General features: G+C 43.9%; 8 protein-coding genes. All 8 read right to left on the minus strand.

From position 1 onward, the window contains the following. A partial coding sequence (locus VGB26_10245; GenBank protein HEX9758161.1) for a hypothetical protein occupies positions 1-373 on the minus strand: 373 nt, incomplete at its 3' end. 93 nt (positions 374-466) lie between these two features. Further along, a complete protein-coding gene (locus VGB26_10250) occupies positions 467-2302 on the minus strand; it encodes a tetratricopeptide repeat protein (protein HEX9758162.1) in 1836 nt (611 codons plus the stop codon). A 468-nt stretch (positions 2303-2770) separates the two neighbouring features. Beyond that, a complete protein-coding gene (locus tag VGB26_10255; protein ID HEX9758163.1) occupies positions 2771-4771 on the minus strand; it encodes a tetratricopeptide repeat protein in 2001 nt (666 codons plus the stop codon). A 10-nt stretch (positions 4772-4781) separates the two neighbouring features. After that, complete coding sequence (locus VGB26_10260) at positions 4782-6743, minus strand: tetratricopeptide repeat protein (GenBank protein HEX9758164.1); 1962 nt, start codon at positions 6741-6743, stop codon at positions 4782-4784. 108 nt (positions 6744-6851) lie between these two features. Further along, on the minus strand, positions 6852-7631 hold the full coding sequence (locus VGB26_10265; protein ID HEX9758165.1) for a glycosyltransferase family 2 protein: 780 nt from the start codon (positions 7629-7631) through the stop codon (positions 6852-6854). 18 nt (positions 7632-7649) lie between these two features. Continuing rightward, entirely contained in the window at positions 7650-8654 is a 1005-nt protein-coding gene (locus VGB26_10270; GenBank protein ID HEX9758166.1) for a class I SAM-dependent methyltransferase, read from the minus strand. A gap of 12 nt (positions 8655-8666) precedes the next feature. Then, on the minus strand, positions 8667-12233 hold the full coding sequence (locus VGB26_10275; GenBank protein HEX9758167.1) for a fused MFS/spermidine synthase: 3567 nt from the start codon (positions 12231-12233) through the stop codon (positions 8667-8669). A 40-nt stretch (positions 12234-12273) separates the two neighbouring features. Then, a complete protein-coding gene (locus VGB26_10280; GenBank protein ID HEX9758168.1) occupies positions 12274-14670 on the minus strand; it encodes a tetratricopeptide repeat protein in 2397 nt (798 codons plus the stop codon). Positions 14671-14815 lie beyond the last annotated feature (145 nt).

Here is a 14815-nt window from a genome sequence, read left to right on the forward strand (position 1 = left end):
AATGGGAAGAGAGCATCCTGGGCGTTTTAAACAAGAGCTGCACCAGAAGGTAGACTAAGAATCCGTTGGCGATGTGAATGAGCAGATTGACCAGATGGTAGCCAAAAACATTAAGTCTCCCGAAGTGATAATTCAATGCAAAGGATAAATATCCAATATAGCGGCTATCGGACATATCCAGAAGGTTTGAAAGATGTTTGATCTTGGGATTCTCTACAATCCTGATCACATCGTCGAAATGGAAAGAGGAGGTGAGGGTGTTGAAATAGATAAGGGTCGCCAGAACTGAAAGCGCCAGTAAGACCACCCGTGGGCCCGCAGTTAGGGCCTCAGAGGCGGGAGCCTCTTCTCCTCGTTGTTCTTCTTGGTTCATCTTTTAACGCCACTTTCTCATTTTCGTTAGATTAAGGATTAAAATATCTGAATTTTAGATTTATATTTTTTTGGAATTTTTTTAACCTTCTGTTCAAGGGTCAACCTGACCTAATTCCCGTTGCACTTCCCGGAATTCCTTTTGCGCGTTCAGGTAAATTTCGGAGTGTTTTTCCTCAGGGTTCTCTAAATTAAAATATCGGATAAATACCTCCCGTGCTTCCTGAAAGCGACCCATTTTTTTTAAAAGAACCCCTAAATGAATATAGGCTTCCGGTTTATCTGAAAAAATCTCAATGGCTTCCTGAAATTCTTTCAGGGCTTCCTCTTTTTTTTCCAAACGAACAAGGACTTTACCCAATCGAACATGGGTTTTATAAATTTTAGGATTTCTAGCCAATTCTTCCCGGTAAAATACAACGGAACGGTTTAGATCCTTTTCCTCATAGAGGATTCCTAAATTGTGAAAGGTTCCGGAGACCGCAAGGTTTTGTTTCACAAGGGCCAAAAAAATTTCCTCGGCTTTTTGAGTTTTGCCCATATTTTGATACAGGGTTCCCAAATTATGCAAAAGTCTGGGAGAGGGTGAAACATGTTTTAGTGAATTCTCATAAGCCTGGGCAGCCTGTTCCAATTGACCTGATTCCTGATAGGCATTTCCAAGGTTCATATGGCCCATGGCAAAATGGGGGGCCTTTCGCACCGTATCTTCCCACAGCAGGATATCACTCCCCCAAATACGATTTTGATTTACGGTCATCAGGAAAAATAGGAACAACACACCGATTCCGACCCCCGCCCAGACCTTTCCCGCTAAGGGAATGGCGGGGTGGGCACCCCGCTTCATCAACCTCCCCCAGCAGAAGGCCACCGAAAGGGAAAATCCGATGGAGGGAATATAGGAAAACCTTTCCACGACAATCGGCCAGGGGATGGGAATCAAATTTAATACAGGAACTAAGGTCACTATCATCCACAGACCCCCAAACACAATCTCTTTTGAGAACCGGCCGATCCGAAATAGAACATAAAGCAAAAGACTCAAAAAACAAATACCCCAAATCAGGGTCAACGGAGCGGAGTCAAACAGGTTCGGTTTATCATGAAAAATCGTCAAGGGGTATGGAACCACCAGCAAGCGCGTATAATCCCATAATAAAGCAGGGGCGTTGAGAATTCGCCCCAAAATCCCTTCCCAATTATTTTCAGGTGAGAAACCAAATCCCAGGACCTGTTGTCGTATCATTAAATAAAAGAAGATCACCAAACCCAGAGGAAGGTAGGTGGGCCACCGGGATATGGCCTCCCCAAACCCTTTCCAAGGACGGACCAAAATATAATCGTACAAGAAAAACACAATGGGAAGCGTAATCACCATTTCTTTGGTCAATAACCCCAATCCAAAACACACCAAAACCATTCCCTGTGAAAAAAAGGAAAAAGGTGGATGGTTTCTGAGGGACTGATTAAAAAAATAAAAAGAAGTAAGAAAGAAGAGGGAGGCCAGGGGATCGGTCCGAGCAGCAATAAAGGAAACCGATTCAGAATGGATGGGGTGGACTGAAAAAAGAAGGGCCCCTATAAAAGACATCAGAGGATTTTGAAAAAGCCGAAGTGTCACTCCATAAAACAAAAGGACCACCATCGCATGGAGAATCACATTGGTCAGGTGAAACCCAAACGGATTGTCTCCCCAAATCTGATAATCTACCAAATAGGAAAGCGACACCACCGGGCGATAAAAAGCACATTCAATCGTAACCCCCTCACAAAATTGGGACGTAAAATAGGTCCCGATATATTTCACATTCTGGAAATGGGAATTATTTGAAACATAGGTAGTATCATCCCACACAAAAGGATGCTTCAAGGTGTTGCCGTACACCAGAATACTTACGACCAACAAAATGAGAGGGTTCCAAAATCTCATTTTCCCCTTATGGACTCAACCCACGCTCAAGAGATTGTATTTCCTGTAGGCGTTTTTGGACATGAAAAAATTCTTTGGACGGGCTCTGATGAGGGGAAACCATTTCCAAAATTTTCTTGTATGGTTCTTCCGCCTCACCCCAACGACCCAGGGCAAAAAACAAATTTCCTAAATTGAAGGGCCTCTATATAGGATTTGGCCGTTTCCTCCAAATTTCCCCGGTCATGGAAGGCCAGCCCAAGGGTCAGGTGCCCCATAGCGAAATGAGGCGTTTTTTCTATGGTATCCTTTCATAATAATATCCCATTACTCCAAACCTGGTTCCTCTTTATGGTCAACACTGAAAAAATAGCATCCTCAGCACCAATGCTCCCATCACCCCGTTTCTTAAACCCCAGAAGAGGCCCACGTTCTTTCCCCCACAGGGCGTTGATGGGGGGCGGGTTCGAGTGTGATCTCATCAAGGGGTTACTCCACGGGTTGTAGGCGAAGGGCCCTCAATCGTTCTTGTATGACTCCATACTCACTGGAACCTCTGCGCTCAGGGGGGAAAAAAATGAGGGCTTGTTGGTAGACCTTCTCTGCTTCGGTGAAACGCTTCATGGAATAAAGAAGATCACCCGTATCCAAATAAGAAACCCATCTTTGAGGGAAAATTCGGATGGCTTCCTTAAATTCATGCAGCGCTTCTTCCTTTTTTCCGAAACGATTATACAGGCGACCTAACCAAAGATGCGCCTTATAATAATCGGGATCCACCCGGATCGCCTCTTTATAAAAAAGAAAAGCGTTGTTATAATCCTTCTTCTTTAAAAAAATAGAACCCAAATTAAAATAGGTAACCGGAAACGCCTGCCCTTGTTCAATTAAAGTTTGATACCTTTGTATGGCTTCATCGGTTCGGTCCAATCTTTCATAAAGAGACCCCAGGTTATGGTAAACCTTCGGGTTGGAGGGGTCATTCGACAACGATCTCTCATAAGCCCAGGCCGCTTGTTCAAAATCCCCGCGTTTTTGATGATTAAGACCCAGATTCATATATCCCAACGCAAAATCGGGAGATTTTTGGACCGCGTCACTCCAGAGAAGGATTTCATCACTCCAAACCCTGTTACGCATGACCGTTAAAACCGAGAAAATGACCAGTAGTAACACCATTAAAACTCTCGACCCTCCTTTAATCCAAAGGGATGGAATGGCACTTTTCGTTTTCAACAAGAGGTTAAAAATAAACCCCAAGGATAAGGCAAACCCCATGGATGGAATATAGGAATACCGTTCACTCGCCATAGGCCAAGCAATGGGAATAATATCCAAGACAGGTAAAAGAAAAATAGCAAACCAGAGGCCGCCGAATAAAATTTCTTTAGAAAACCGGCCCATTCGTAATATAAGGAAAAGGTAGGACCCCAAAAAGATTAAACCCCACGCAATGGCCACCGTTGCGGAACCCCACCATTCAGGGCGGCCATGAAAGGGTTTCAGAGGATAAGGAAAAACCTGAAGGCGAAAATAATCCCAAAATATAGCCGGCGCGGTCAATATTCGAACCCAGCTCTCTTCCCAACGAAGGTCTTGTGTTAATCCATAACCCAGGGCATGGTTCCTTGCAACAAAATAAACCAGAATGATCATTCCATAGGGAAGGTACGTTTTCCAACGGAACAGGAGGTCGGCCGCCCCCCTCCAGGGACGGAAAAAGAAAAGATCATACAAAAGCAACAAAAGAGGAAGGGCTAATGCAACTTCTTTGGTCAGAATGGCTAGGAAAAAGAAAGTGGAAGACAGAAATAAGAAAAAACCCCTCCTTCCCCTGAATGACCCCGCACTTTCCCCAAGCCCATCCAACCCGCTTCCGCCTACCCCACCAGACTTTTCCTGAACCTCCGATTTTTCTTGATCCGGCAAGTCAGGGAAGTCTTCACCGCTAGGTTCCTTTCCCAAAGAAACCTCAGAAGGAGCGGTCTCCTTAAGGGATGACAGGTATCGACTAAAAAAGAAAAAGGAAGGTAAAAGAAACAAAGAAGTGGTGGGATCGGTTCGATTGGCAATCACTGCAACGGATTCAACACGCACGGGATGTACTGCAAAAAAAAGGGCGCTGACAAAAGCCACATATGGGTTTTTAAACACCCGAACCAAAACAAAATAAAAAAAACATACCACGAGAACATGAATAAGAACGTTGGTGAGATGGAACCCAAAAGGACGATTTTCCCAAACCATAAAATCAAAAAGATATGAGAGGGAAACAATGGGGCGGTAGAAGGCACAAGCCTGGGCCCTGGCCGCCCCCTTACAAAAACTGGCCGAAAAATATTCGCCAATATATTCCGTTTTTTGTAGATGGGAATTATTGGAAACATAGACCAGATCATCCCACACAAAAGGATTCCCCAAGGTATTGATAAAAACCCCTCCAGTGATAAGCACCAATACCAAATAATAAATGGGATTCAAACGTTGCACCCGGGTCACCCTATGGCTGTTTGTTTAAGATTTCATTGACACGCATTTGAGCATAGGCATACTCTTTTGAACCCTTTTGATCTGCAGGAACCCTACGGATGAACTGTGAAAAAGCCTCCCCTGCCTCATTAAATCTTCCCAATAGCCGAAGAACCTCTGCAATATCAAAATAGACCTTATACCGCATGGGAAATATCCCAATGGCTTCCCGGTAATGGGCCAAGGCCCCTTCTAAATTTTTTTGATACTCTAAAAGGCGCCCTAACCGAAGATGGGCTTTGAAATAACCAGGGTCCTTTTCAAGGGCTTTTTCGTAGAAGTGGACCGCCTGGTCAGGCTCCTTTTTTTCTTCAAACAAAATGGCCATGTTCAGGTAGGTCTCGGGAAAGGCGTCACCCTGGGCGGCCAAGCGTTGGTAAAGGTTGAAAGCCTTTTCCGGTCGGCCTGTATCTTGATAGAGCCTCCCAAAGTTATGAAGAAGTTTGGGAGAAGAGGAAGTCAAGGTCAGCGCCTTTTGATAGGCGCTTTCGGCTTCTTGCAATTCCCCCCGTTCATGATAAGTCAGACCTAAATTCATATGGCCCAGGGCAAAGTGGGGAGATTTATTAACGGTATCTTTCCAAATCAAAATTTCATCACTCCATACACGGTTTCGCATAACCGTGAGGACTGAAAAAATCATGAGGACCCCAACAAACATTTTGACCCAACCCCTTTTCCCAATATTTAAAGGAGGCAGAGGTAAATGGTTCATTAAATAATTACCCGCAACCCCGATCATCAAAACAAAACCAAAGGAAGGGATATACGAAAAGCGTTCCACCACGGTGGGCCAGGGAATTGGAATAATGTTCAGAATAGGCAACAGGGTGACCAGGAACCAAATCCCACCAAAAACCCCTACCTTTGAGAAAGGGAAAAGCCGATACAAAAAAAGGAGAAAAAGAAACAAAAAAATCATCCCCCAAAAGATTCCTGCCCAAGGGGACCCAAAAAGCGTCGGCCTCTCATGGAAAATCATAAGGGGATACGGAATAATTTGAAGCCTAAAGTAATCCCAAATCAAGGCAGGGACGGTGGCCAAGCGGATACCCAATTCATTCCATTTTAAATCCTGTGTTAATCCATAACCCAAAGCCTGATGACGAATTTTAAAATAAAAAAGAATGACCACCCCAAAGGGAAAATAGGTGGGCCACCGGAAAAGAAAATCCTTCCACCCGTTCCAGAGCCGGACAAACATCACATCATACAGCAGGAGCATCAGGGGAAGGGTAATCACCATTTCCTTGGTCAATAGACCCAGCCCAAAAAAGAGTAAAGAAAGAAAAAAAGGAACCATCCGGAAAATTCCCCATGATCGAAGATACCGGTCAAAACAAAAGAATGATATAAACAAAGAAATCGAAGCCAGGGGATCGGTCCGGGCCGCAACGAAGGCCACCGACTCAGAATGAACGGGATGAACCGCAAAAAGCAAACCCGCGATCAAAGAAGCCCTGGGCCGTTGAAAGAGTTTGAGGGATACCCCGTAAAACAAAAGAACCGCACCCATATGAAGGATGACATTGGTCAAATGAAAACCCAAGGGGTGCTTGCCATAGATTAAAAAATCCCCCAAATACGAAAGGGACATCAAAGGACGGTAAAACGCGCACTCCTTTGCGGCCCCTTTGCAAAAACTTTCGGTAAAATATTCCGAGATATGGCTGGTTTTTTGAAGATGGGAATTTTGGGAAATAAAAACCGTATCATCCCAAACAAATGGAAATTGAAGGGAATTGACGTATACCAAACCCGTCAATAGAATAAGGAACAATGGATAAGCAAAACTATAATTTTTGAGGGCCATCCCGAAAAACCCCGAGTTCACTCCCTGAAGGGGAAGGGGTTCCATGGGAGCCCCCAATGGTTTTTCTCTATTTTCATCCGGTTGCAAATCAGAACCGTTATGGCCCGTGGCGTGACTCATCCGAATGGTTCCTCACCGGTAAAAAGATTCCTCACAAAGGCTTTCATCATTGTCCTTGAATCATTTAAAAAGCAAGCCCGGTATTCATTGCGACAAATGTTTCAGGGATTAGGGAAGCAAAAACTTTACTTTAAAGATTTTGGTTTGATGAAGGAGATAACGGAAAATGGCCCAGAGGGTTTTTAAACCATATCGCAGACTGGTCCAAAAATTCACCGAGGAAGCGTCTTTGAAATATTTGGTGGTTACCGGAATTTCCCCAATTTTAAATTTGAAAGCCACGGCTTGAATCAAAACCTGCGTATCAAAATCAAAATCATTAGAATTTCTCAAAAAGGGAATCGTTTCTAAGAATCGACGGCTATAGGCCCTATACCCGGTATGAAATTCAGACAAGGATTGCCCCAATGCAACATTTTCAATGGTGGAAAGAATTTTATTGGCAATGAACTTGTACATTGGCATTCCTCCTTTCAGCGCGCCTCCCGGCATCAACATTCTTGAACCCAGCACAATATGAGCTTCTCCGTTTAAAATCGGTTTAACAATCTCCGAGATAAACCTCGGATCATATTGATTATCGGGATGCACCATCACCACCACCTCACCACCATCCCGGAGGGCTTCCATATAACAGGTTTTTTGGTTTCCCCCGTAACCCACATTATGGGGATGTTTGATGACCTTAATATTCAAACGCTCCGCTAAAGTCGCCGTATTATCCGAGCTGGCATCATCCACCAGAATCACCTCTCCAACAATATCTCTCGGAATTCCCTCAAAGGTATGCCAAAGGGTTTTGGCCGCATTAAAAGCGGGCATCACCACGATAATTTTAGGCAACGATTTCACTTCACGGTCTTTCACCTCAAACGCTTCTTTTTCCATATTCTATTCCCCTCATATTTACTTAGGCGATTTTCTCGCAACCACTTCGATGGTGCCACCATAACCCAGGATTCCATCCAAAGGACAAAAGACAAGGGAAATTAAAAAAAGGGGCACGGATAACAAAAACATCAGGGAAGAACCGATAAAAAATTTCTTCCGATTGATGGGAAGACCGGTTTGTCCCAGTCCCCCATCAATATCCGCATTGAGGATTCGCCGAAAAGACCATTGATGATTGAGAAAATCAAAAAGCAAATTTTGTCTTGATGACAAAAGATTTAGAATGCTTTGAACAAAACCAAAGGTATCATATTCAAAAGAGAACCGGTTCATTTTTCCCACCTGAAACCCTTCCTGTTCAAGCAAATCCACCAGGTTTTCAGGTTTAAAATGAAACAGATGCCTTGGCACATCCAGATGAAACCAGTGGGGCCCGGCCAATTTGGCCTGGAGGCTTCCATAATTAGGAACCGACAGAATCAAAAGGCCATCCGCCTTTAAGATTCGCCGTATTTCACGAAGAGTGGTCCTGGGGTTAGGGAGATGTTCCAGAACATGCCACAAGGTAACCACATCAAAGGTCCCATTTGAAAATTGCCCCTCCTCCAAAGATCCGTAGTGAATGTCGATGCCTTGAGAATTTTTTCCCTCATGAACGGGCCTGACCCCTATTTCCGTTCCCTGTACGTGCCAACCTTTCCCCTTTAACATCTCAAGCATGCGGGCCTTCCCGCACCCCACATCCAGAATTCGACCGGATTTCTTTTTGCCAAACCCCTTTTCGATCCGACGAACTCTCAAGTAACACGTCACCCATTCAAAAAAAGATCGACGATCTCCATAATAAAAAACCGGATAATAACGCCCCATTTCCTTCGGAGAAGGTTGGGGACTGATAAAACAAAAGGAACACCCATTACACCGGACCAAATCAAATAAATGACCTGTGAGGTAGTCCCTAACGGGATACAACCTAACAACCCTATTGTGGTTACAAATTTTGCAAACAGACTCTTTCATTTCTTTTTTCCTTCAATCCAAGCGGTTAAGATCACTCAAATGGGTCCTTGCAATTTGTAACTGGTTTGCAAATAAAACGTTTCCCTGGGCAAGAGTAATAAATTGATTAAAAAAATCCACCGCTTTTTCAACGTTTCCTTGCTCTTTTAAAAGAAATCCCAAATTATAATAGCCCGATGGATCGGTGGGATTAAGACCAATAGCCGTTTGGTAGGCCTGGTAAGCCTGATCCAGGCGACCCATTCGTTGGGACACCGCCCCAAGGTTTAAATAGGCTTCAAAAAAAGTCGGTTGAATTTGGATAGCAACCTTGTAGGCCTGGAGGGCACCCTCCATATTTCCAGTGGCTTGATAAATATTCCCCAAATTGTTGTGTGCGAGAAAATGGTTAGGATCCAAAACCAAAACCTCTTGATAAATTCGAGCCGCCTCTTCTAACCTTCCCCGCTCCCTTTGTAGGTCGGCAAGATGAAATAATGCGGTGGTTTTTTGATTGGAAGATGATTTGTTGATTAATTTTACAAGAATTGCTTCAGCCTCTTTAAAATCCCCCGTATTTTGATATAAAAGGGCAAGTTGAAGGTGGGGGTTAAATTGATTGGAATCTATTTGAATTGCTTTTTGATAGGCTTGAATGGCTTTCTCCTGATTTTTTAAGCGCAAATAAAAATCACCCAATTGTGTCTGAATATATGCCGAGCGTGGATTTGTACGGATTAAATCCAAATAAATTTCTTCTGCACGCCTGATATCTCCCAATGTTTCAAACCCCTGGGCAATGCCCTCCAGAGTTTCTAAAGAAGAATTTTCATCCAATAAAGCCCGCTTTAATTCTCCCCTTTCGCTTTTAATTAAAAGAGAACGGGATTCCTTATTCCCCCCGAAAATCCTGTAACGGTCCAGAACTTTGGCTTTAAGGAGGTGGCCTTCCCCGTTACTCTTTTCCTCTAAGGCTGCATTTACATAGGAGAGGGCATTAGGTAATCTTCCTTGTTTCAGGGAAGAAGCCGAAAGCTGCAAAAGAAATGGATTGAGATCCATTGGGTGATTAACAGCCAGCGAAATCATTGTATTGAGTACCTTCGGGGGCAATTTCGGATAAAGAACCTGGCTCACATGGGTTCCCCCTCCTTTTGTTTCAAAGTAATAATAAGGCCCGAAAAACTCAACATAGTTTTTATCATCCGTGTTAATGGTCGCTCCATCGATCAAAGTTGAAATAGACTCATCTCCCCCTAAATAAAGGGACAAAAGATCGGAAATCCCATCAATATCTATCCGCTGGAGGTCTTTTGCAATTTCCAATTTTGAAATTTTGGCAAGGACTTTATCATAGTTAATATTCAATGGGTTTTTCGAGCCAATCCAGAGAAGATCCCCGGGGGTTGTCTCAAAAACCATTACAAAGGGAAACACACGTGTAAAGGCTTTAAAGGCAGATAAATAATGATCCACACCAAGTGCATCGGTGCTGCTAAACCATTGACTAAACACCCCCCCTTCCTTTAATCGTTTGGCAACCAGTTGAAAAAATTCTTGTGTAAAAAGGTTTGAAGCACCCGTGATCCAGGGAATGGAAGGCTGGGAAATAATCACATCAAAGGAACTCCCATTGGCCAACAGGTAATTTCTCCCATCGTCCACGATCAATTCTACACGGGGATCATTCCACGGTTGGTAATTCACATCTCCAAAAAACCTGGAAGCTTCTAAAATGGTACTTTCCAATTCAACCGCTTTTATTTCCTGAACCGGATGTAGGGATGCGGATCCAACCGTCACCCCGCTCCCTAATCCAATAATAAGCACATTTTTTGGGTCTTGGGCCATCAATAAAGGAAGGTGGGAGAGCAAAACTTGGGTTCTCATATATCGACTTGAGGATTCCTTTCGGCCATTGACTTTTAAATTCATTATATTTTTAATATCCCGTTCCACGGTTACCGTGGCAGTTAATCCCTCTCGATAAAACAAGAGATCGGTTTGGTTTTCCACAAAACGATTAAATTCATCTTTAAAAGAACCTTTGTTTATATCATGAAAATCTTGTAGGTTCCAAAAAACCCCCGAAGTCATGACCTTTTGATTCCATTGGGGAGGAAAAAATGAAAAAACGGTGAGAAAGAACCCCAGAAGAAAAATGAAAACCAACGGTTTACCCCACCCTCTTGTCAAGGAAAGGCCAAGGATGACCAGCCCACACGCTAGGTTTAAACCCACCATCAGCAAAAGCGTATATTGAATTCCTAAAACAGGAATGATAATAAATCCTCCCGAAAAAGCTCCAAAAATAGCTCCCAACGTATTGACGGAATAGGTATCTCCCGCAACACGGCTGACAGCCTGAATCCGGTCTCTATAAATTCTTGCAACCAAAGGAAACATCATCCCCAATAAGAACGTTGGAAGAAACATAACAGAAAATGAAAGAAGGAACTGAATGAGGGGAAACAAAAGGGGGGTCCCAAAAGACCGTTCTTCAAAAAAATACCCGTAAAGGGTCACCATCCATTTGGGAAGGTTTCCCAAACCCAAAAGGGTCATATAGGCAAATATCCCCGTTGCTATTTGAATAAAGGCAATAAACAAAAAACGAAAGGTAATTCGCTCCACCACCGAAGCCGAAACAAAGGAACCAAAAGCCAAACCGGCTAAAAAGGTCGTGAGCATGGCGCTAAACGCATAAACCGATGACCCTAAAACCAGTGAGAGGGCTCTACTCCAAGCAACTTCGTAAACCATTGCAGAAAACCCAGATAGTGCAAAAACAATTAAAACCACGGCAACGCTTTTGTTGGTTACGGGTTTTTCCCCAGTCTTTAATTCCTTTTGAATTCCCCATGGCTCGGTGGGTTTTGAAGAAATAGTTGTTAAGGGAAAAGAACTCTCTGGTCCCTTATTCAATAATTCACCTTCCAAACCGGACTCAAAAACTTTTTTCCCTTCCCTTTCTCTTTCCAAGCGAAGTAAAAATATTATTCCCAAAGCAATGAATAAATTGACCATAACCGCTAAAAGAGTGGTATTAAAAAGTCCAAGAAAGGGTAAAAAAATAAAACCTCCCGCAAAGCAACCCAAAATCGCCCCGGAGGTATTGAGGAAATAAAGAAACCCAAGGGTATGGCCTATCCCTTTGTTTTCTCGCGCCATATAACGGCCTAAAACGGGGAAGGTTGCCCCCATCATTGTGGTTGGAATAATGAGGATGATCCCCATTAGGAAAAAACGGACCAAACTGAAGGTATAGAACTGAAGATGGAGGGTTTCCCAAATGACCCCATAGGATGCCTCAAGGATGGGAAGGAAAAGAGGAAACAGGATTGCGTAGAGTCCAATCCCCGCTTCCAATAAGGCATAGATTAACAAGGGGTTCCTTTTACGCACCATCATAAACCGTCCAAAAAGGAAACTCCCTAAACCCAATCCCGCCATAAAGGTTGTTAAAACCGTACTGATCGCAAAAGTGGTTGACCCAAAAATTAAAACCAACCATCGGGTCCACACCAATTCGTAAATCAGCGCAGTCATTCCGGATAAGAAAAAACAAAAGAGAACCCATTTTTTGGACGAATCAGTCATGGTGTGCCCCAATCGAGTTTGGTAAAATATTCAGAAAGCTTCAGTGAGAATTCTCTCCCAAAGAGACCTCTTTTTCCAATCGTTTAATTTGTTCCTCAACAAAATGGGTCTCTGGGTTTTCTTTCTCCCCCGCCCCAAGGCCTTTCAACATCCCATTAAAATGTTGGAGGGCTTTTTGGGGTTGCCCCGTTTCTAACAACATTCGTCCTAAATTAACCTGTGCAGTAATGAAATTCGGCTGAAGAGAAACAGCCTTCCCGTAATCTTCTAATGCCCCTCGTGGATCCCCTTCCATTTCCTTCAGGCTTCCCAGATTGTTGTACACTTGCCAATAATTCGGTTCCAACAAAATCGTTTTTTGATATTCTTCCCGGGCATCCTTCACTCGGCCCTCTTTCTGATAAGCCAACCCTAAATTATAATGCAGTGTTGCGTCCTTGGGAAACCGACGAATTCCCTCCCCTAAAATTTCCGCGGATTGATTATAAAAACCCAGTTGATAATACACCCACCCCAAGTTTTGATAGGCTTTTCCCTGCGGAGGCCCTAATCGAATGGCGGATTGGTAAGCGATCACCGCTTTTTCTAATGCTTCCTGGCGCACATAAATCCCCCCCAGATTTTGATACCCTTCAATAAAATCCGGCCTAAGCCGGATCGAATCCAGGTAAGCCTGTTCCGCTTTTTCAAGGTGCCCGGTCCTGGAATAAAGATTCCCCAGACTATAGTAAATCAGGTGGTCTTCCGGTTTTAATTTCATGGCTTTTTGAAAGGCATCCAAAGCGTGATCATAATCACCTAAAGACGAATAAGTCACCCCAAGATTATAATAAAGCCTCGGAGATTGGGTTGGAGAGATTTTTTTTTCCGGCAAATTTCTTCTTTCATCCCAAAACAGGGTTTCGTCTTGGCCATGGAGAAGCGAATGATAGACCTCCAGTGCCTGTTTGGGATTCCCCAAGGTGGCATAGGCATTACCCAGGTTGATACTCGCCGCCAGGAACCCAGGTCGAACGGCGTAAACTTCCTCTAAAATTCGAACCGCCTCTCCTAAATTCCCCTGGCCCTGGTACCCTTGGGCCAGATTATTCCCCGCGATCGCCCATGACCAACTTCCAACAGGAAGGTGTTTCATGGTAACCCCCCAAAGGGTGATGTTGTCCTTCCAATCCTTATTTCGATCCAGTGTGAGCCCTGAAAATAGCAAAAAAATGACCACCCCCAGCGTTGCCCAGATCCAACGGGAAAAAGGGTTCCATTTTGGACCATTCTTCGATAAAAGCTGAGAACCCAGCCACCCTACCCAAAAACATAATCCGATGGAAGGAAGGTAAAGAAAACGATCCCATACACTGGGCCAAGGGCTTGGAACCAGATTTAAAACAGGAATCAGCGTAATTAAAACCCATGCCATTGAAAACAGTGTTTCTTTCGAATTCTTCCCAAATTTTAACAGCGCCCAGCCTAAAAGAAAACAGAATGAGATCGCACCCAATACCCAAGGATCCATTAGGTTCTTCTGCCCCACAGGTGCGCGAAAGACCTCCAGTGGCCACGGAATCAACAACATTCTCACATTCTCCATGAAGAGCAAAGGTGCGGTAAAAACCCGTTGTAAAATCCCATCAAAGAGAGATTCCCCACTGAAGGGGTCTCCAAAAATGTGGTTTCTCAAAAACAGATAACCGATCACAACGCCCCAGAAAGGAAGGGAGGGCTTTAATCTTGACACCACTTCATTTTTCGCCCGGATGGGATGAGGAAACAATAGAGAATAAACCATGAATAAGAGAGGCAGTGTGATGGCAATCTCTTTTGCTAATAAAGCCAACAAAAAACAGATCAAAGAGAAAACCTGAAAAACTACCTTTGGTTTTCCAGAGATTTGATCCTTTTTAATATAAAAGATTAGTGCCAAAAGGGAGAAAAGGACCGCAGGAGGATCGGTTCTTGCCGCTACAAAGGAAACCGACTCTGAATGGACCGGATGGATCGCAAAAAGGGTCCCTCCGATAAAGGCAGCCATTTTATTATGGAGGATGACCCCGATCACCTGATAAACCAAAAGTGAAACAGCAATGTGGAAAATAATGTTGGTTAGATGGTATCCAAAAGGGGTTGTTCCCCAAAGGGTGTGATCCAACAGGTAGGTTAGGGAAACCAGGGGACGGTAAAAAAAACAGTCCTCATTAACCCCTTTGCAAAAATCGCTTACAAAGAAAAGAAGAGCATTCTGGCCGGATTGAAAGTGAGTATTTCCTAAAACATAGGTGTAATCATCCCAGACAAAACCATGGGAGAGCGTATTTAAATAGAGAAAGGCCGCCACCAGGCCTATCCATCCCAGGGCAATGGCTGGACGCTCTAATGGGGAAGGATTGAGGGTGGCAAACTTCAAGGTTGTTGGTCCGGTTTCACCAGAATGTGTGGAGACCATAAAAACGGCTCATCACTCCCTGAACCTCCTCTCACCCCCCGCTGTTCTTAGATTGAAGGGCAGTGGCCGGGAAATCCAAAAGTCTAAAATTTGAAATTGGATCCAATCGAGCCCAACAAAGCAAAGGGTTTTTAGTTTACTGAAT

This window comes from Nitrospiria bacterium (assembly GCA_036397255.1).
Taxonomy (GTDB): domain Bacteria; phylum Nitrospirota; class Nitrospiria; order DASWJH01; family DASWJH01; genus DASWJH01.